This is a genomic window from Clostridium sp. LIBA-8841 (assembly GCF_057782475.1).
In genome coordinates this window covers 2,075,875-2,098,292 of sequence record NZ_CM173488.1, presented here as the reverse complement: position 1 = coordinate 2,098,292, position 22,418 = coordinate 2,075,875, and the positions used below count along the sequence as shown (strand labels likewise).

At 31.1% G+C, this 22,418-nt stretch carries 11 protein-coding genes; 10 read left to right on the top strand and 1 reads right to left on the bottom strand.

Annotated features, from left to right (window positions below):
- Position 1 precedes the first annotated feature (1 nt).
- Positions 2-166: a hypothetical protein gene (locus AC2A4K_RS09180; RefSeq protein ID WP_322502186.1), complete on the top strand. Its 165-nt coding sequence runs from the start codon at positions 2-4 to the stop codon at positions 164-166.
- Positions 167-268: 102 nt separating this feature from the next.
- Entirely contained in the window at positions 269-490 is a 222-nt protein-coding gene (locus AC2A4K_RS09175) for an SHOCT domain-containing protein (protein ID WP_322502185.1), read from the top strand.
- Between the two features lie 39 nt (positions 491-529).
- Here the strand turns inward: AC2A4K_RS09175 and AC2A4K_RS09170 are convergent, their stop codons facing one another.
- The gene (locus tag AC2A4K_RS09170; RefSeq protein ID WP_322502184.1) at positions 530-1,972 is read right to left on the bottom strand and encodes an MFS transporter; all 1,443 of its coding nucleotides are present in this window, start codon (positions 1,970-1,972) and stop codon (positions 530-532) included.
- A gap of 297 nt (positions 1,973-2,269) precedes the next feature.
- On the opposite strand from AC2A4K_RS09170, the gene AC2A4K_RS09165 reads away from it, so the two are divergent.
- The 8 genes from AC2A4K_RS09165 to AC2A4K_RS09130 all read left to right on the top strand — a co-directional run bounded on the left by AC2A4K_RS09165 (position 2,270) and on the right by AC2A4K_RS09130 (position 22,378).
- Complete coding sequence (locus tag AC2A4K_RS09165) at positions 2,270-2,881, top strand: hypothetical protein (protein ID WP_322502183.1); 612 nt, start codon at positions 2,270-2,272, stop codon at positions 2,879-2,881.
- Positions 2,882-2,943: 62 nt separating this feature from the next.
- A complete protein-coding gene (locus tag AC2A4K_RS09160; protein WP_322502182.1) occupies positions 2,944-3,627 on the top strand; it encodes a superoxide dismutase in 684 nt (227 codons plus the stop codon).
- Between the two features lie 126 nt (positions 3,628-3,753).
- On the top strand, positions 3,754-7,998 hold the full coding sequence (locus AC2A4K_RS09155; protein ID WP_322502181.1) for an endo-alpha-N-acetylgalactosaminidase family protein: 4,245 nt from the start codon (positions 3,754-3,756) through the stop codon (positions 7,996-7,998).
- Between the two features lie 379 nt (positions 7,999-8,377).
- Complete coding sequence (locus AC2A4K_RS09150; protein WP_322502180.1) at positions 8,378-12,037, top strand: endo-alpha-N-acetylgalactosaminidase family protein; 3,660 nt, start codon at positions 8,378-8,380, stop codon at positions 12,035-12,037.
- A gap of 110 nt (positions 12,038-12,147) precedes the next feature.
- Positions 12,148-15,153, top strand: coding sequence for a beta-N-acetylglucosaminidase domain-containing protein (locus AC2A4K_RS09145; RefSeq protein WP_488458827.1), 3,006 nt, complete (start codon positions 12,148-12,150; stop codon positions 15,151-15,153).
- Between the two features lie 188 nt (positions 15,154-15,341).
- Positions 15,342-20,291, top strand: a complete 4,950-nt coding sequence (locus AC2A4K_RS09140) for an endo-alpha-N-acetylgalactosaminidase family protein (protein ID WP_322502178.1) — start codon at positions 15,342-15,344, stop codon at positions 20,289-20,291.
- Between the two features lie 359 nt (positions 20,292-20,650).
- Positions 20,651-21,343 (top strand): iron-sulfur cluster assembly scaffold protein, encoded by a 693-nt coding sequence (locus tag AC2A4K_RS09135; protein WP_011592237.1) that lies wholly within the window; start codon positions 20,651-20,653, stop codon positions 21,341-21,343.
- A 33-nt stretch (positions 21,344-21,376) separates the two neighbouring features.
- Entirely contained in the window at positions 21,377-22,378 is a 1,002-nt protein-coding gene (locus tag AC2A4K_RS09130) for a GGGtGRT protein (protein WP_322502177.1), read from the top strand.
- The last annotated feature ends 40 nt before the right edge of the window (positions 22,379-22,418 follow it).

Here is a 22,418-nt window from a genome sequence, read left to right as displayed (position 1 = left end):
GATGAAAAAGAGTTTTAGAGGCAAAAATATTTTAATGGTAATAGTATTAGCACTTATAGTATTTATTGGTGGAAAGATTTATTTTAGTAATCCTAATAATTTAGGAAAATTAGATGTATCTGATAATGCTCAAGGAATAATTAGTATTCAAGAAGTTAATAATTAATATAAAAATACCTATGATTAAAGTTTTTATCTTAATCATAGGTATTTTTATATTCATAATTTATTCACAAAGTTATTCTACTCTTAAAAAGAGGTGATGAAAATGTGTAGTTATTTTTTTAGTAGAGGAGTAATGGGAGGCTTTGGGTCTATAGTTATGATGCTTGTAATGTTTCTTATAGTTTTCTTTGTAGCATATTTCTTAATTAAGCTTTTTAGAGAGTTTAATAATCCTAATAAGGAAGCATTAAAGGCATTAAGCCAAAGGTTTGCTAAAGGTGAAATAAGCAAAGAAGAATATTATGAAATTAAAAAGAATTTATAGCAAAACAAACCTGACATGAATATTCATGTCAGGTTTGTTTTATTTAGATTTAGATTTTATATATTCTATTAAGGAAATTATAAATCCTATAAAACATAGGATTGCTACTAATATGTATACGAACTTCATTCCTGAAATAAAAATTTCTGGTTTACCAGGTATTGCACCTAGAACTCTAAATCCAGCTAAATGACTCATTTTAGCGTATAAAATAGAAGTTGAAGCTGATACACCAAAAGCAAGTCCTAAATTTCTTATTAAAGCGTTAGTACTACCAGCTATTCCAAGTTTATCCTTGGGAACAGATGACATTATTAGGCTTGTATTTGGTGATTGGAATAATCCATTTGAAAAACCTAATAGAGCTAACATAAGAAATATTGTTGCTTCCTTTGAATTACTATTTAATGATGATAATAAAATCATAGAAACACCAGTTAAAAATAAACCTATTAAAGTAAGTATTTTACTACCTATTTTATCAGATAATGTTCCACTAAGAGGTGCTACAATAAATAATACAATTGGGTAAGCAGTCATTATTACTGAAATCTTTCCAGGACTATAGCTTAAAATATCATTTAAATAAAATGGTTGAATAACATTTATTGTATTTATTGCTGTGAAAGAAATAAATGCACATATTAAGCTTACAGAAAATATGGATTTTTTGAATAAGTTTAAATGAAGCATAGGATTTTTTGTTTTGTTTTCGAACATTAAGAAGAATGCAAGAACAATACATCCTATTATAAAACCTAAAATTACATACATACTATTAAAACCTAAAGATTGACCAAGTAGTATTGAAGTAAAGATAAGAATTGTAGCAATAAAGAACATTACTGCTCCTGGTTTATCCATTGATTCAGATTCTTTAGAAGCTCTTATTGGTAGGTATTTTTTAGCAAATATATAACATATTATACCAATAGGAACATTTATTAAGAAAATGTAGTGCCAAGTGAAGTAGGTTACTATAAATCCACCTAAAGCTGGTCCTAATATAGATCCTAAAGCAACAAATGAGCCTGAAATACCTAAAGCTTTTCCTCTTTCATTAGGAGGGAAAACGTCTGTTATAATACCTTGGTTTGATGACATTAACATAGCGGCACCGATAGCTTGCACAATTCTAGATATTACTAAAATAGGAAGTGATGGAGATATTCCACAAAGCAAAGATCCTAAAACAAATACTAATATTCCTTTTATAAATATTGAACTTTTTGAATGCATATCTCCTAATCTACCAAAGATTAAAATAGATGCAGAAATTATTATCAAATATGAACTTACAATCCACTCAGTTCCAGCCATAGTTGCGCCTAAATCTCTTTGAAGAATTGGAAGAGCTACATTGACTATACTACTGTCTAAACATGCCATGAATGGTTGCATTACTAATACTGCTAATATAAACCATCTGTTTTTATAGACCAGATCGGTTGAATTTTTAGAAGTTTCATTAGCATTAATCACCTAATCATCTCCTTTATTAAATTTTTGTTAAATATGAACTATACAATTATAAAACGACAAAATTTTATTGTCAAAATCGAAATAAGCTATATTTTTACTGTGAAAACGTTTATTATTATTTACAAAATGTTAAATTTTAAATGATACTATGATTTATTTAATTTTAACTTTATTTAATAAATATATTTATGAAAATATTATTTCATTTGGGAAAAGGTAGATAAATGTGTACTAATTGTAAAGGAAAAGTGGTAGAATAAAGATAGATAAAGAAGTGTCATTTAAAGGAGGAGAGATATGAGAAAACTAATCTTTTCTTTTAAAAAAAAATTTATAGAGCACAAATTGTTATTTACATCCATAGTTTTGTCTTTATTCATGGCAGGGACACTTCAATGGAGTTTTTTTAGATATCTAGTAGGAATATTGTCTTGTATTATGATTATACTAGACTATAAAGATGGATTGAGTTATTTTAGTAAAAATAAAAAATTAATATATATAAAATATATAAAAAATATATTTTTCTTAATAGAAAGTCTAGTTATAGGTTTTATAATTAATGAAATATTTTGGATTTTTACTAAAAATAGAATTTTTATCTTAAAAGAAGGAATTTTTAAAAGTACACTAATTACCACTATTTTTATAATAGTAATTATTAATTTAATTTCTGTATTATTTTTAGAAAATTTAGGCTTTGATAAAACAAAATGGATTGATATGATTTTAGCTTTGTTTTTTATGAATAGTAATGTAATTAATGGAACAATAAATAGTTTGTATATTATTAAAAGTAAGACTATATTAAATTTTATATTAACCTTAACAATAGTATCAATTATATTTTATACTGGATATTATATGTTTAAAATATTTGTATTAAAGGGTATTAATTTTAAACATTAGTATATATAAATTATTATTTAGAAAAACTAATATAAATGTTTGAATATTGAGGAGGAATGAAAATGAATAATAATCTTTTAAAACACAGAAAAAATCCATTAATGTATCCGGCTTATTGTGGCTCAGCTTCAACTCCAGGAGTAGGATTTAAATTAAAACCGTTAGGTTATCCATATGATGCTTTAGAGCCATCAATAGACGAAGAAACAGTAAGAATACATCATGATAAGCATCAACAAGCTTATGTAGATAAATTAAACAAAGCATTAGAAAAACATCCTGAACTTTATGGTAAAGATTTATGTGAAATTTTAGGTAATCTAGATGCTATGCCTAAAGATATACTGACAGATTTAACAAATCAAGGTGGAGGAGTATATAACCACGAATTCTATTGGAGTGTCTTAGGTAAAGGTTGTAATAGACCGGTAGCTGAAATTGCTGATGCTATAGATAGAGATTTTGGTTCATTCGAAAAGTTTAAAGAAGAGTTCACACAATGTGCAATTTCTGTTTTTGGTTCCGGATATGCATGGTTAGTTAGTGATAAAGATGGCAAATTAAAAATAATGCCAACTAAGAATCAAGACTCACCTATTTCTTTAGGATTAATTCCTATATTAACAATGGATGTATGGGAGCATGCTTATTATTTAAAATATCAAAATAGACGTCCAGAGTATGTAAATAATTTCTTTGATATTATAAACTGGAAGCAGTGTGGAGAATATTACAATAATATATAATAAATAATAAAAAAAGAGGCTTAATTTTAAAATTAAGCTTCTTTTTTTATTATTAAATGGTAATATTTGTAAAATAGTTTTAGTATACATATTATGTAGAAAGTAAAGTCAAAAAGGGGGAGAATTATGACTAGATATAAATTTATGAAAAAAAATGCAGCTAAATATACAGCCGCCTTGTTAACTTCAATTTATGGATTAACATTAGTATCACCTCAAGTTGTAAAAGCTGATGTTGATGAGGGTAAAGCAGTTATTGAAGAAAAGACAGTAGAAGGAGAAATAGTAGATGTAACTGATCAGCTTACAAGAGAATTAGAGGTTAATGCTAAGGATGTTGCAAATCCCGAAATTATTCCAGCAGCAGAAGGAGAACTTAGAAAAATAACTAATACAGATACTTTAAGTTCAGAAGAATTAACTGTAACTGTTGATACTGAATTTCCTAATATAGTTGAATATAGAATGGGAGATAAGGTTATTAAGGGAGCTAATAAATCAAGAGATGAGTTTTTAATAAATGGAAAGATATTCAAACCAACAGTTCAATCAGAAAAGGTTTCTGAGGATTCAAATGGAGAGTCTTATTTATATAGACTAAACTTTGAAGATATAAATGTTGAAATGATTATTTCACTTACAATAGTAGAAAATACAGTGAAACTTCAATTCGAAGAAATAAATGAAAATGGTGACTTTAGAGTTGGAACAATGCAAATTCCTAATCATAATTTGGTTACAATAAATGAAGAGGAAGAAAATTCAGATATTACAGCAGCTAAAGTTCATGGAATATTGAGTTCAGATGACTATTTTTATGATTTAAAAGAAAAAGAAGTTGATAAAAGTCCAGTTAATCAAACCATGGCATTTTTAAATAATGGAGACTTAGTTGCATCTTTAGAAAACAATGTTATTGATTATGAAAAGCAAGTTTATTACCAAACTGTTTTAAATGAAGGTGTAAAAGAAGCTGGACTTTGGAATGGTTCATGGATATATAGAGAACAATTAAGCAATTCAGATGAAACGAATATAAAATTTAGTGGTGTTACAGAATTACCATGGTCAAGAGTTGTAATTTCATCTGACCAAAACAATGATGAAGTTGTAGATTGGCAAGATGGTGCTATTGCATATAGAGAGCATATGGTTAAACCTTATGGAGATGATGTTGTTAAAGACCATGTTTCTCATGTTGCCATGAATTTTGCATCACAAGCTCAATATCCATTTGATAGATTAACAGACCAAGTTGCTAAGTACTCTAATTATTTAGATGGTTTTGGTCAAATGATGCTTGTTAAGGGATACCAATCAGAAGGACATGATAGTGCTCACCCAGACTATGGAAACAATTTTAATCAGAGAGCTGGTGGAGTAGAAGAGTTTAATGAAATGGCTAAGGTTGTAGAAGAAAAATATAACACTTTAGTTGGTGTTCATATAAATACAACAGAATTATATCCAGAGGCTAAGTATTTCTTAGATGAACTTTTGGAGCAGCCTTATAGAAAAGGATGGAAGTGGCTTGATCAATCATATTATGTAGATAAAAGAGCAGATGTTTTAAATGAAACAGAAACTGGATTAAAGGCTAGACTTGATGAATTGAAAGAGGCTACATCAGAATTGGATTGGGTTTATGTGGACGTTTATAGAACAAATCCTTGGAACGAGTATATGCTTCAAAACTTCTTAATGGATAATGACTGGTATGTTGCTACAGAGTGGAGTGGTCCTATGAGAAAAAATGCTATTTGGACTCACTGGGCTGATTTGACTTATGATGGTGGAAATATATCAAATGGAGTTAACTGGGGAGAACAGTATAGAGGAACAAGAAGTAAAGTAGTTAGATTTGTTGAAAATGAAATGAAAGATGTATTCCCTAATGATATTTTATTAAAAGGTAATAAGAATAAAGGATTTATGGGATGGGAAGGAGATGCTCCAAGAGAGAAGAATATAGAATACTCTGTAGAGACTTTCTATAATTGGACTTTACCTACAAAGTATATGCAGCACTTCCCAATTATAAAATGGACTGATACTGAGGCTACATTTGAAAATAATTTAGTTAGTTCAATTGAGAATCTAAATAAAGACCAGTATGGAAAAGTTATAGGGGGAGATACCAAACTTGAGAAAGATGGTAATTTAATATACTCTGGAACAACTTATAGAAATGGAAGTTCAGAAGGCAACAGAGCTGAGGATGCTGGAGATAAATTATTATCAAAAGATAATAGAGTATTCATACCTTATAGTGAAACTGATATAGAAAATCCTGATAAAGTTTACGCATGGAATGACTTTGATGAGGAAAGAACATGGCATTTACCAAAGAGTTGGAAAGAAGAAGGAACTTCTAAAGTTTATCTTTATGAAACATCAGGAGAAGGAAGAAGATTAGTTGAGGAAATTCCAGTAGTAGATGGACAAATTACTTTAAATCTAAATCCAAGTACTCCATATATTATTTATAATGAAAAAGTTGAAGAAACTATAGGAACAACTGAGTGGAGTGAAACAAGTTCTGTAGGAGATATGGGATTTGATAGCTATGATTTCAAAGATGGAGAAGATGATTCTTATGGTTGGTGGAGTAAGACTAGTGAAGGTGATGGAAGCAATGTAAGCTTTGAAAGAGAAACAGGAGTTTCAGAAGCTAATGGAAGCTTTACTAATAATACTGGACAAACCTATTTAAGAATAGATGGAGAAGAGGCTGGTGGAGTAACTCAAAATATAACTCTTAAAGGAGGAAAAGATTACTCAGCATCAGTTTGGGCTGAAATAACTCCAGGTAAAGAAAGAGAAGCAGAAATAGAAGTTAAAGTTGGAGATGAGGTATTTAAACAAAGCATAACTTCAACTAATTTTAGAAACTTTACAGTAAACAGTGATAAACACAACACATACTTCCAAAGAATTAAGGTAGATTTTACTGTACCAGAGGGAGTAAATGAGATTCAAGTATCATTAAATGCTGGAGAGGGAGAAAGTGATTCTTATGTTAGATTTGATAATGTAAGGGTTGTTGAGCATAAGATGAGTGAAGAGGAGAAAACTTCTCAAAATGAGAACTATTATTATGAAGATTTTGAAAGTGTAGATGAAGGATGGGGACCATTTGTTTATGGATATAATGGTTCATGTCAAACTCACCTTTCAGAAAGAAATATAAATGGCTATACTAACGATACAATAAATGGTGATTGGTCATTTAAAACTCAAGAGGGAGGATCAGGTTTAGTAGCTAGAACAGTTCCAGGTTTATTAAAATTAGAACCTAATAAGAAATACTCAATAAAACTTGATTATAAATTCCCAGACAGTGATTTCTATAAGGGAGATAAATATGGTAATTATGATATAGCAGTTAAATCTGATAAAGCTAAGGGTAGCGAAGAAGAAACTGTTATGAGAGCAAGATTAGACAGATATGAGATTAATGAAGAAACAGGACAAGGCTCAGGAACTTTTGAATATACCTTTGAAACTGGAAGTCAAGATGACTACTATATAGCTATTGAAAAGGTTGGAAATGGAATCTTAGTTTTAGATGATTTAACAATAAATGAGTATGATGGAGAAGTTGATAATCCATTCCCAGAGCCACCAAAACCACCAGTAGATCCATTAGCTATTCCTCAAGAAAAGATGAGCATTGTTGCTAATGCAGAGCAGTCAGATGCAGGTGGAGAAGGACCAGCTAGATATGCTCTAGATGGAAATGAAGGAACAATATGGCATACTCCTTGGGATGGTTCAGGAGATAAACCATATCATGTAACTTTAGATCTAGATAAGGAAGGGGATAAGAGTTATGTTATAGATACATTTACTTATCTTCCAAGACAAAGTGGTGGAAATGGTAGAATAACTCAATATGAACTTCAGGTAAGTAATGATGGAGAAAACTTCACAACTGTTAGCACTGGAAAGTGGGCAAATGATGAGGAGCTTAAGGTAGTTAAGTTTGATGCTGTAGAAGCTACTCACGTAAAACTTATTGCTTTAGAAGGTGTTGGTGGATATGCATCAGCAGCAGAGATTAATGTTAAGCAAAAAGAAGTACCAGTTGAACCAGAAATAATTGTTAATCCAGTAAGAGAATTTAAGGAATTTGAAGTTAATAAAAAAGATGTAACTGTAACTTGGGTAGAACCAGAAACTACAGAAGGATTAGAAGGATATATTCTTTACAAAGATGGCAAAAAGGTTGATGAAATAAGTAAAGAAGAAACTTCATATATCTTTAAGAAATTAAATAGACACACAATCTATAACTTTAAGATTGCTGCTAAGTATTCAAATGGAGAGATTTCAAGTAAAGAGAGCATAACATTAAGAACTGCTAGATAATGAATTAATAATATAAAAAAGAGCATGGAGCCAAAGGTTTCATGCTCTTTTATTATAATAAGGAATTTATTATAAAAAGACTATATTTTAGGTAAATGTTAATTTTTAGCCAGCTCTTCAGACCTAACTTAAATTCGCAAAGTATTGCTATCATATACTCCAGAATAATAGCTAAAGCTTTTAAACTCGATGTGCTCAAACAGAAAAAGCTTCTTAAACATATATGATGCAATACTAACTGCTCATTAAAGATGGTCTTACAGTTCTATCTAAAAAGTAACACTAGTTTAAAACATAGCCTATAAAAAAAGTTAACATAATAATAAGTGGTAAAGCATATATTATTATGGAGATGTAATTTAGGAGGGGTAACTTTAAAATGACACGTTATAATTTTATGAAAAAGAACGCTTTAAAGTATGTAGCTGCAATAGCTACATCAATGTATGCCATATCTTTGGTTTCTCCAAGCATGGTAAATGCAAATGAGAAAAAAGAGGAGAGTGTGATATCTGAAAGTCAGGAAGTAAGGGATGTTACTGAGATTTTAAATGAGGAGTTAGAAGGGGCTTCTCAAACTTATTATTCTGATGAAATTCAAGAAGTTATAGAAAATAGTGAGGAAAGAATAATTGAGGATACCATAGAGATTAAATCGGATGATTTAACTGTAGTGTTAGATACTAAATTCCCTAATGTAGTTGAATATAGAAAGGGAGATAAAGTAATTAAAGGAACAGATAAATCTAAAGATTTATTTTTAATTAATGGAGAAATATATAAACCTAGATTAAAAGAAAAAAAGGAAATTAGAGATAAGTTTGAAGGTTACTTATACACTTTAGTTTTTGATGAAATAAATGTTGAAATGAAAATATCTATTTCTTTAATGAATAATACTATAACTTTAAATTTTGAAAATATATTAGAAAAAGGTGATTTTAAGGTCTTTGATATTTCAATACCAAATCATAATTTAGTTACTATTAATGAAAAAGAAGAAAGTCCAGATATAGCTGCAGCAAGAGTTTTTTATGTCTTAAGTTCTGATGATTATTTTTATAGTTTAAAGGACAAGCCTTTAGATGAAAAACCAGTTAATCAAACCATGATAATGATGGAAAATGGTCAGTTAGCAGCTAGCATGGAAAATAACGTTTTAGATTATGAAAGACAACTTTATTATCAAACAGTTATGGATGGGGATATAAAAAAAGCAGGAATGTGGAATGCTAATTGGACTTATAGAGAAGTTGAAAATGAGATTGTGGAACTTCCATGGTCAAGAATAGTTATAACTGATGATGCTAATAATAGTGGAGATGTTGATTGGCAGGATGCAGCCATTGCTCATAGAGAACGTATGAACAAACCTCATGGTTATGATGTGGTTAAAGATAATGTATCTCATATTGCCATGAATTTTGCTTCTCAAGCTCAATATACTTTTGATAGATTAACAGACCAAGTTGCAAAGTACTCAAATTATTTAGATGGTTTTGGACAAATGTTATTAATTAAGGGATATCAATCAGAAGGACATGATAGTGGACATCCTGATTATGGTAATAACTTTAATGAGAGAGCCGGTGGAGTAGAAGAATTTAACGAAATGGCTAAAAAAGTTGGAGAGGACTATAATACTCTAGTTGGAGTTCATATAAATACTACTGAAATTTATCCTGAAGCTAAGCATTTTAATTTTGATGTTTTAGAACAGCCTTATAGAACAGGTTGGAATTGGCTAGATCAGTCTTGGTATGTAGATAAAAGAAAAGATATCTTAGATAAAGGACCAAGTGGATTAAGAGCAAGACTTAAAGAACTTAAAGAGGCTTCAAGCGAACTAGATTGGGTTTATGTTGATGTTTATAGAGAGAAAAAACAATGGCATGAATATAAGCTTCAAGAATTTTTGATGGAAAATGATTGGTATATAGCTACTGAATGGAGTGGGCCAATGAGAAGAAATGCAATTTGGACTCACTGGGCAGATTTAACTTATAATGAAGGAAAAATAGAAAATGGAGTAGATTTAGGAGAGCAATATAGAGGAACTAGAAGCCAAATAGTTAGATTTGTAGAAAATGAAATGAAGGATGTATTCCCTAATGATATTCTATTAAAGGGTAATAAAAATAAAGGCTTTATGGGATGGTCAGGAGATTGTCCAATAGAAAATAATATAGATTATTCAGTTGAAACCTTCTATAATTGGACTTTACCTACAAAATATATGCAACATTTCCCTATTGTGGAGTGGAACAACAATGAAAATGTTAAATTTGAAGGAGACTTAGAAGTAAAAGTTGTAGATGGAACCTTAAATGTAAATGAATATGGTAAAGTTCTAGGTGGAGATACAGAAATGTATAAGGATGGAAACCTAATTTATTCAGGGACAACTTATAGAAATGATGATAGAGAAGAGGATAAAGGAGATAAATTACTTTCTAAAAATGATAGAGTATTTATACCTTATAGTGAAACTGATATAGAAAATCCTGATAAGGTTTATGCATGGAATGATTTTGAAGAAGAAAGAACGTGGCATTTACCTAAAGCTTGGAAAGATAATAATGTAGAAAAAGTATATCTTTATGAAACAACAGATCAAGGAAGAAAATTTGTTAAGGAGATAGAAGTTGTAGATGGACAAGTTGTTTTAAACTTAAAGGCAGAAACTCCTTATGTTTTATATGATGAAAAAGTTGAAGAAACCTTAGGAGATACTCAGTGGGGAAGTACAAGTAATATTGGAGATCCTGGATTTGATAGTAAAGATTTTATTGAAGGAGAGGGAGATGAATCAGGATATTGGAATGTGTCTTCAACAGCAGATAATATAGACCATATAGGATTCTTCCAAGAAAATGAAAGATCAGCAGGACAAACTTATGCAATGGTAGATGGAAAAGAAGATGCTAAAATTTCTCAGGAGATAAAATTAGAAGGTGGCAAGGATTATACTGCTTCTGTTTTGGCTGAAATAACACCTGGAAAAGAAAGAGATGTAACTTTAGAAGTAGAACTTGGAACTGGGGAGAAGTTTGAAAAAACAATAGATGCAGCTAATGGTGTGAACTACACTAAAAATAGTGATAAAATGTACACTAATTTCCAAAATATAAAAGTGGATTTCACTTTGCCTGAAGAATTAAGTGAAGTAACAATAAATTTAAAAGTAGCAAAGGGTGATAGTGAAGCAAAAGTTTATTTTGATAATGTTAGGATTGTGGATCATAAAAGAAATGCAGAGGAAATAGAAAAGCAAAATGAGCATTATTATTATGAAGATTTTGAAAGCGTAGATGAAGGATGGGGACCATTTGTACAACCTCTTGATGGACCAACTAGAACGCATCTTTCAGAATTACATGAAGGATACACAAATGATACTATTTCAGGAAATTGGAGTTTAAAATCACAGGAGCATATAAGAGGATTAGTTTTAAGAACAACTCCAGGAATATTAAACTTTAAACCAAATAGAAAATATACAGTTAAATTTGATTATAAATTCCCTGTTAATGAATTTGATTCACCAGATGTTTATGGAAAATATGATTTAGTTCTTAAAACTGATAAGGGAGGAAATGAAGAAGGTTTCAGAGTTACTCTTCCGGAGTATGAAGGAGAATATGGAACCTTTGAATATACTTTTGAAACTGGAAAATATAATGATCATTATTTAGCTTTTGATAAGTTAAGTGATTCCATATTAGTACTTGATAATTTTACTATAGATGAACATGAAAGTACTGAGATAGTAGTAAATCCAGTTAGAAATTTTGAAGCTACAAGTGTTGAAAGAAACAAAGTTGAGGTAACTTGGGATGAGCCTGAAATCACTAATGGTCTAGAAGGATATATACTATATAAAGATGGAAAGAAAGTTTCTGAAATTCAAGCGCATGAAAATTCTTATATTTTTAAAGGATTAAATAGACATACAATTTACAATTTTAAGATTGCGGCTAAATATTCAAATGGAGAAATTTCAAGCAAAGAATCTTTAACTTTAAGAACAAGTAGATAAAACAAACAAATCGGAAGGGAATTTTTATCCTTCCGATTTTTTTATACATTTACATAAATTGTAAACGATATTATAATTATATTGTAAATAATTTACAATAGGAGGGGACTATGAAAAGAAAAATGCTTAAAAGACTTTTAACTTCAGCTTTTGCTTGTATTTTTATAGCCAATGGATTAATAACAACTACTGTAAGAGCTGTTGGGCCTAAAACTGGGGAGGAAACACAGGTTTTAGTTCCGAACTTAAATCCAACACCAGAAAATTTAGAAGTGGTTGGAGATGGATTTCAAATAACTTCTTCTATAAATTTAGTTGGAGAAAATCTTGCAGATGATGATGCAGTAAAGTCATTAAGAGAATTTTTAGATGCAAATGGTATAGAGGTAAATTCAGAACATGATTCAAATTCAACAACACTTATAATTGGAGAGGTTGATGACGACATTCCAGAATTAGATCAGGCTTTAAATGTAACTTCAACAGAGGAGCTAAAAGACGAGGGGTATGCTTTAGTTGCAAATGATGGCACTATAGCCATTGAAGGAAAAGATGGAGATGGAACTTTTTATGGGGTTCAAACATTTAAACAGTTAGTTAAAGATTCTAATATACCAGAAGTAAATATAACTGACTATCCTACAGTGAGTGCAAGGGGAATTGTAGAAGGATTTTATGGAACTCCATGGACACAAGCGGATAGATTAGATCAAATTAAATTCTATGGAGAAAATAAGTTAAACACATATATTTATGCTCCAAAGGATGATCCATATCACAGAGAAAAATGGAGAGACCCATATCCAGAAAGTGAAATGGCAAGAATGCAAGAACTTATAGATACTGCTTATGAAAATAAAGTTGACTTTGTCTTTGGTATTTCTCCAGGAATAGATATAAGATTTGATGGAGAAGCAGGAGAAGAAGATTTTCAACATTTGCTAAACAAAGCAGAATCTTTATATGAGATGGGAGTAAGAAGTTTTGCTATTTATTGGGATGACATTGCAGATAAGAGTGCGGCTAAACATGCTCAGGTCTTAAATAGATTTAATGATGAATTTGTAAAAGTTAAGGGAGATGTAAAACCATTAATAACAGTTCCTACAGAATATGATACAGGAGCTATGGTTAGTAATGGACAGCCTAGAAATTATACTAGAATTTTTTCAGAAACAATTCAAGATGATATAGAGGTTATGTGGACTGGCCCTGGAGTTGTTACAAATGAAATTCCTTTAAGTGATGCAGAGCTTATAAGTGGAATATATAAAAGAGATATGGCTGTATGGTGGAATTATCCTGTAACAGACTATTTTAAAGGTAAACTTGCTTTAGGACCAATGCATGGATTAGATAAGGGATTAGATCAATATGTAGATTTCTTTACAGTAAATCCTATGGAACATGCTGAACTTTCAAAAATATCAATACACACAGCTGCTGATTATAGCTGGAATATGGATAATTATGATTATGATACTGCTTGGAATAGAGCAATTGAAATGCTTTATGGTGATTTAGCAGAAGACATGAAGGTTTTTGCAAATCATTCAACAAGAATGGATAATAGATCCTGGGCAAGATCAGGAAGAGAAGATGCTCCAGAGCTTAGAGAAAAGATGGATTCCTTATGGGATAAGCTATCTTCTAAAGAGGATGCTACAAGTATTATAGAGGAGTTATATGGTGAATTCGCAAGAATGGAAGAAGCATGCAATAACTTAAAAGAAAATTTACCACAGGTAGCTTTAGAAGAATGTTCAAGACAACTTGATGAGCTTATTACTTTAGCACAAGGAGACAAAGCAAGCTTAGATATGATAGTAGCTCAATTAAATGGAGACATGGAAGCTTATGAAAGTGCTAAGGAAATTGCACAGACTAAATTAAATGAGGCTTTAAGTAGCTTTGCAGTTATATCTGAGAAGGTTGCACAGTCTTTCATACAAGAAGCTTTAAGCTTTGACTTAACATTAATAAATCCAAGCACAGTAAAAGTAACAGCTTCATCAGAAGAAGTTACAGGTGAAAATGCACCAGCTTCTTTCGCTTCAGATGGAGATATGAATACTTTCTGGCATAGTAAATGGTCAGCACCTGCTCATGAAGGTCCTCATTATTTAACTTTGGAATTAGATAATGTTTATGAAATAAACAAGGTTAAATATGTACCAAGACAAGATAGCAAAAATGGAAGAATAACAGGATATAAAGTTTCTGTTAGTATGGATGGAGAAAACTTTACAGAAGTTAAATCAGGAGCATTAGCAGACAATGCATCTATAAAGTTTATAGAGTTTGATAATGTAGAAGCTAAATATGTTAGATTAGATGTTACAGATAGTGTTTCAGATCAAGCAAATAGCAGAGGAAAATTTGCTACAGCTGCAGAATTAAATGTTCATGGTTCATTAAAAGAGAATAATGAGGTAACAGGTAATGCATCTCTTGAAACCTTAGAAGAAGTTAAAGTAGGAGATAATTTAGAAGTTGGAGTAGGAATAGAAGAATTAACAAATTCAGAAGCATGGGCTTATGATTTTGTATTAAATTATGACGAAAATGCTTTTGATTATGTAGAAACAACTTCAAAGGATGGAGTATTTGTAAGTGCTAAGAAAATAGAAGATGGAAAGGTTAGAGTTTTAGCAAGTTCATTAACAGGAGAACCATTACCAGCTAAGGAAGCCTTAACAAAGGTTGTATTAAAAGCTGAAACTAAGACAGAAGGAACGTCTTTAAGCATAACTAACTCATCTATAGGAGATGGAGAAGGAATAGTTCATGAAATTGAAGGCGCTGAAAAAACAGTTAATATAATAGAAGGAACTAGCCCAGAGATTATTGTAAATCCAGTAAGAGACTTTAAAGAATCAGAAGTAAATAAAAAGGATGTAACTGTAACTTGGGTAGAACCAGAAACTACAGAAGGATTAGAAGGATATATTCTTTATAAAGATGGTAAGAAAGTAGCTGAAATAGGAAAAGATGAAAATTCTTATACATTTAAGGGGTTAAATAGACACACAATCTATAATTTTAAAATTGCAGCTAAATATTCAAATGGTGAGATTTCAGGTAAGGAATCTATAACTTTAAGAACTGCAAGATAGAATATGTATTTTTATAACTAATTTAAATAGATTTACTTATGAAATAGAACTTTAGTAAATCAATATTTTGAGCAAGAGGAATTTTCCTCTTGCTTTTTAATTTATAGAAGTAAAAAAATTCTATGTGTTACTTTATGTATGGATGTTACAATTAAGTAAAATAATACAAAATGATTAAGGGGGATAAAATGACAAGGAATAAGTTTATGAAAAAGCATGGATTAAAACTTACAGCAGCAATAATGACTTCCTTTTATGGTTTAAGTTTGATATCACCTAAGGTGGTAATGGCTAGTCCAGAGAGTGAGCAAGAAGCTACTAAAAATATCGTAGGAACATTAGAACTAGAAGAATTAAGCACTTATTATAATAATTTAAATGTAAGTGCGAGCTTAGAGGAGGATATTTATACAAAGGATTTCGAGGAAGCTACAGATTTAGATGGATATCGAATTTTTAGTGGAGAACCTAAGAAAATGGTTGTTGAAGATGGGGTTTTTAAATTAGCTAATAAGCTATGGACAGAGTGTAGAGTTATTGATGATAATTCACCAGTTTTTCAAAATGCTGAATATGAATTCGATTTCACAATGATTTCAGGAGGACAGTTTGGAGTTGTTATAAGATACGAAAATGATAATAATTATGGAATGATATGTTATGATGGCGGAAAATGGGTAATTCAAAGTGCTAGTGGATATATAAGTGTTGATGGCCCATCTCTTCAAGCAAATAAAAAATATAGAATGAAGCTTAAATATGTTGATAATAAATTGGAAGTTTATTTAGATGGTGAACTTGCTTTAGAAACTGATTTAAGCAAAGCGCCAAATTTCCCTATGGGAGAAGGAAAAATAGGATTTAGGCTTTGGTCTCAAGAAAAAGAAATACACTTTGATAATTTATCATATAAAAAACTTCCGGATACAGTACAAGAAGCAGATAGGATTATTACAGAAGAAAATCAGGATACAATTTCAGCAGAGGATTTAGTAGTTACAATTGATAATAAATTCCCTAATATAGTTAGATATAATAAGGGAGAAAGAAGTATAAACGGAACTTTAGTATCAAAAGATAAGGTTAAAATAAATGGCGATGTGTATAAACCAATTGTTTTATATAATAAAATTTCAGAAAACAAAGCAGTTTATTCCTTTGATTTTGACGATATTGATTTAACTTTCGACATATCGTTAGAAGTTATTGATAATTATGTGGAAATGAAATTAGTAAATGTTATAGAAGGAGAAGACTTTACTTTAAGAACTTTAGAATTTTTAGATCATAATTTAGTTACAGTGAATGAAGGTGAAAGTGTTGGAAAACTTACAGCTGCTAAAGTTACAAGCATAAATAATTCTCAGGATATATATTTAGATGTTTCAACAGCAAATGTAACACCCCCTACTAAAGTATCTATGGGATTTCTAAATAATGAGGGTTTAGCTGTTTCTATAGAAAATAATAATATAGATTATAGTTCACAAGTACAATATGGAGTAAGAGAGTTTGACGGTAATAAAGAAATTGGACTTTGGAATGGACCTATTATATATAGAGATGTTGAGAAAGGACAGGATTCACCAGTTTTAAATGGAGATTTCTCAGCTAAAATAGTAATTGCTGATGATTTAAATAAGGATGGAGAAATTACTTGGCATGATGCTGGGGTAGCATATAGGGATATTATGACAAAACCACAATATCACGATATGGTGAAAGATAAAGTAAGTCATATAAATATGAACTTTGCATCTCAAGCTCAATATCCTTTTGAAAGAATAGTTGATCATGTAGCTCAGTATTCTAATTATATTGATGGATTTGGTCAAATGTTACTATTAAAGGGATATCAGTCAGAAGGACACGATAGTGGACATCCTGATTATGGTAACAACTTTAATGAAAGAGCAGGTGGATTAGAAGGCTTCAATGCTATGGAAGAAGTTTTAGAAAGCAAATATGGTACTAAACTTGGGGTTCATGTTAATGCTACAGAAGCTTATCCAGAAGCAAAATATTTTTCAAATGAATTAGTAGGTACACAATGGCAACCAGGATGGTCTTGGTTAGATCAAGCTTACCTTATAGATAAGAAAAATGATATATTAAATAATAGTGATTCTGGTCTCTTAGGAAGACTTAAAGAGATGAAAGAAAATGCACCGGGAATAGATTGGGTGTATGTAGATACTTACTGGTCAAATCCATGGAATGAGTATAAAGTGCAGGAATTTTTGTTAGAAAATGAGTTTGCAGTAACAACAGAATATAGTGGTCCATTTAGACAAAATAGTATTTGGACTCATTGGGCTGATATAGCAAAAGGTTCTAGTGAATATACTAAGGGAACTAGAAGCAATATTATAAGGTTTGTAGAGAACGGAATGAAGGATGTATTTCCACATGATTTGCATCTTAAAGGAACTAAGCATACAGGATTTACTGGATGGCAAAATGAAAAAAGTTTAGATAATGTAGTAAATCAATTCTACACTTGGGAATTACCAACTAAGTACATGCAAAACTTTAATATTTTAGATTCAAGTAAAGAAGAAGTTGTTTTTGAAAATGGATTAGTAAGTAAAGCTAGCAATATTAAAGAGAACAATGAAGGGGTTGCTTACGAAGGAAATCATGAGCTTTATAAGGATGGTAATTTAATTTATTCTGGATTCACATATAAGAGTGGAACCCTATACTCAAGAGATAATAGAGTTTTCATTCCATGGGGAGAAGATATAAATAATCCTGATAAGATTTATGCATGGAATGACTTTGCAGAAAATAGAGAATGGACTTTACCAAACTCTTGGGATGGTTCTAATGAAGTATATCTTTATGAAACAAGCTCTATTGGAAGAGAACTTGTAAAAACTATTCCAGTTGTCGATGGAAAGATAACATTGACTTTAGATTCTAAAAAGCCATATGTTCTATATAAAGAAAAGGTTGAAAACACAACAGAGTCTACTGAATGGTCAGAAACAAGTAATGTAAGAGATAATGGATTTAATAGCTTTAGTTTTAAAGAAGGTCAAGTTGACTCTTATGGATGGTGGGAAAAATCTTCTTCAGCTGAAAATACAGACCATATAATATTTGATGTTGATAATGATGTAGCTATGGGGCAAAACTATTTAAAAGTTAATGGAACTAACGATGGACAAGCATCTCAAAAATTAACACTAGAGGGCGGAAAATATTATTCTGCATCTGTATGGGCTGAAGTATCAGATAAATCTAAAAAGAGAGCTGAGATAGAAGTTGTTCTTCCAGATAGAGAAAAAGTATCAAATTATGTTGATGCAACTCATTTCCAAAATAGAATAATAAACACAGATAAAAGAGGAACAAGATTCCAAAGAATAGAGGTTGAATTCTTCTTACCAGAAGGAGAAAGTGAAATTACATTAAACTTAAAAGCTGGAAAAGGAGAAGAGGAAAATAGCTATGTTAGATTTGATAATGTTAGAGTAACAGAAGAAAAGAAAAGTGAAAAAGAATTAGAAAATCAAGAAAAATACTATTATTATGAAGATTTTGAAACAGTTGATGAAGGATGGGGACCATTTACAAGTGCTGTTAATGGAGAATGCCATACACATCTTTCAGAAACTCATGAAGGTTTTACTGATGATACAATAGATGGTCAGTTTTCTCTTAAGACAAGACAAACAAATAGTGGATTAGTTTTAAGAACATCCCCAGGCTTATTAAAGCTAGAGCCTAATTCAAAGTATAAGGTTACTTTTGATTACAAACTTATGAATAATGGCGCTTATGATTTTGTTGTTAGAACAGATGAAGGTGGAAGAGCGCAAGAAAAAATGGATATATCATTACCAGCTTATGAAGGAGAGAATGGAATTTTTGAAATAGCTTTTGCTACAGGAGATTTTTCAGATTATTATATTGGTTTTGAAAGATTAAATGGAACTTTAGTAATTGATAATCTTATCGTAGAGGAATATGATGGAGAAGTTCCTGATTATATACCTGAGGGAGCTGACCCATCAATAATAAATCCTACCTCTATAAGAGTTACTGCTTCATCAGAAGAAACCTCTGGAGAAAATGGAGCAGCTCAAAATGCCTCAGATGATGATGTTGATACAATGTGGCATACTAAATATTCAGGAGGAGCAGCTCAGGGACCTCATAATATAACCTTGGAGTTAAATGAAGCTACTAAAATAAACAAATTTAGATATGTTCCAAGACAAAGTGGATCAAATGGGAATATAACAGAATATAAACTTTCTGTTAGCTTAGATGGAGAAAACTTTACTGAAATAGCTTCAGGAAACTTTGCAAACAACTCTATGGATAAGTTTGTGGAATTCGAAGCTGTAGATGCTAAGTTTGTTAAGCTTGATGTTATAAATAGTGTTGGAGGCTTTGCTTCAGCCGCTGAATTGAATTTATATAGAGCAGAAGAAGCTAATGAAGTAATAGGTAGTGCATCTATTGAATCTTTAGAAGAGGTTAAAGTAGGTGAAAATATAGAAGTTGGAGTAGGAATAGAAGAATTAACAAATTCAGAAGCATGGGCTTATGATTTTATATTAAATTATGATGAAAATGCTTTTGATTATGTAGAAACAACTTCAAAGGATGGAGTATTTGTAAGTGCTAAGAAAATAGAAGATGGAAAGGTTAGAGTATTAGCAAGTTCATTAACAGGAGAGCCATTACCAGCTAAGGAAGCCTTAATGAAGATTGTCTTAAAAGCAGAGGCTAAGACTGAAGGAACATCTTTAAGCATAACTAACTCATCAATAGGAGATGGAGAAGGAATAGTTCATGAAATTGGAGGAGCTGAAAAAACAGTTAATATAATAGAAGGAACTAGCACAGAGATTATTGTAAATCCAGTAAGAGACTTCAAAGAATCAGAAGTAAATAAAAAGGATTTAACTGTAACTTGGATAGAGCCAGAAACTACAGAAGGATTAGAAGGATATATTCTTTATAAAGATGGTAAGAAGGTTGGAGAAATTTCCGCTGATGAAAATTCATATACATTTAAGGGTTTAAATAGACACACAATCTATAATTTTAAAATTGCAGCTAAATATTCAAATGGTGAGATTTCAAGCAAGGAGTCCATAACTTTAAGAACTGCAAGATAATAATATAATAAAAATAAGCTAAATCTTTAGAGGTTTAGTTTATTTTTATGCTTTTAACATGAGAAAATTTTTAAAATATTCCTGTAAAAGAATTAAATAGGTAAAAAATAGAGATGTTACTTCAATAAATTGGTAAAAAATATGATAATTATTCTCAAATGTTGTAATAAAATAAAAAAATATTGAGTTTTTTTAGAAAAATTTTTAGAAATATATTGTTACATCGCCATTGTTTTGTTAAAATAGGTGTGAGGGTAATTAAATATCCCATAGGGACAAAAAAAGTCCCAAGTTGTTAAGAGGAATAGATATAGCAAATTTTTTTGCTATAAGTTATTTTTTAGGGAGGAGAAATGAATATGATGTATTCAAGCGAAGTTCAAGAAATGTGTGTAATTGCTAAAGGTCCAAACCACGGTCCAGCACCAATCCCTGTAGAAGGTAGATGGGTTCAATCAAGAGAAATAAAAGATGTTTCAGGTTTAACTCACGGAGTTGGCTGGTGTGCACCACAACAAGGAGCATGTAAATTAACTTTAAACGTTAAAGATGGTATCATAGAAGAAGCTTTAATAGAAACTATAGGATGTTCAGGTATGACTCACTCAGCTGCTATGGCTTCTGAAATATTACCAGGAAAAACTATATTAGAGGCTTTAAACACAGATTTAGTTTGTGATGCTATAAATACTGCAATGAGAGAATTATTCCTTCAAATAGTTTATGGTAGAAGCCAAACTGCTTTCTCAGAAGGTGGACTACCAATAGGAGCAGGTCTTGAGGACTTAGGAAAAGGATTAAGATCACAAGTAGGTACTATGTACGGAACTTTAGCTAAAGGACCAAGATACCTTGAAATGGCTGAAGGATATGTAACAAAAGTAGCTTTAGATGCAGATGATCAAATCATAGGATACAGATTCGTTCACTTAGGTAGAATGATGGAAATGGTAGCTAAAGGAATGAATGCTAACGAAGCAATGGAAAAAGCTACTGGTCAATACGGAAGATTTGACGAAGCTGTTAGAACTATAGATCCAAGACACGAATAATCTAGATATTCATTATTGAAGGAGGATAATAAAATGGCATTATTTGAAAGTTATGAAAGAAGAATTAACCAAATACAACCTGTATTAGAAAAGTACGGAATGGAAACAATAGAAGATGCTAAAGTAGTTTGCGATAATTTAGGAATAGATCCTTACACAATCGTTAAAGAAACTCAACCAATAGCATTCGAAAATGCTGGATGGGCTTACATCTTAGGTGCTGCTATAGCAATAAAGAAAGGATGTAAAACTGCTGCTGATGCTGCTGAAGCTATCGGAGAAGGATTACAAGCTTTCTGTATTCCAGGATCTGTTGCTGATGACAGAAAAGTTGGATTAGGACACGGAAACTTAGGAGCTATGCTTTTAAGAGATGAAACTAAATGTTTCGCATTCTTAGCAGGACACGAATCATTCGCTGCTGCTGAAGGTGCTATCAAAATAGCTGAAAAAGCTAACAAAGTTAGAAAAGAGCCTTTAAGAGTTATATTAAACGGTCTTGGAAAAGATGCTGCATTCATCATTTCAAGAATTAACGGATTTACATATGTTGAAACTAAATTTGACTATGTAACTGGTAAATTAAACATCGTTAAAGAAACTCCATACTCAAACGGTCCAAGAGCTAAAGTTAAATGCTACGGTTCAGACGACGTTAGAGAAGGTGTTGCTATAATGCATCATGAGGGAGTTGACGTATCAATCACTGGTAACTCAACTAACCCAACAAGATTCCAACATCCAGTTGCTGGAACATACAAAAAAGAGTGTGTTGAGCAAGGTAAGAAATACTTCTCAGTAGCATCAGGTGGTGGTACAGGAAGAACTCTTCACCCAGATAACATGGCTGCTGGTCCAGCTTCATACGGTATGACTGATACTATGGGAAGAATGCACTCAGATGCACAATTCGCAGGTTCATCATCAGTTCCAGCTCACGTTGAGATGATGGGATTAATCGGAGCAGGAAACAACCCAATGGTTGGTATGACTGTTGCTGTTGCAGTTGCTGTAGAAGAAGCAATGAACAAATAATAGATATATCAACGCTTTGCGAAGATTTAAGTCTATTTTT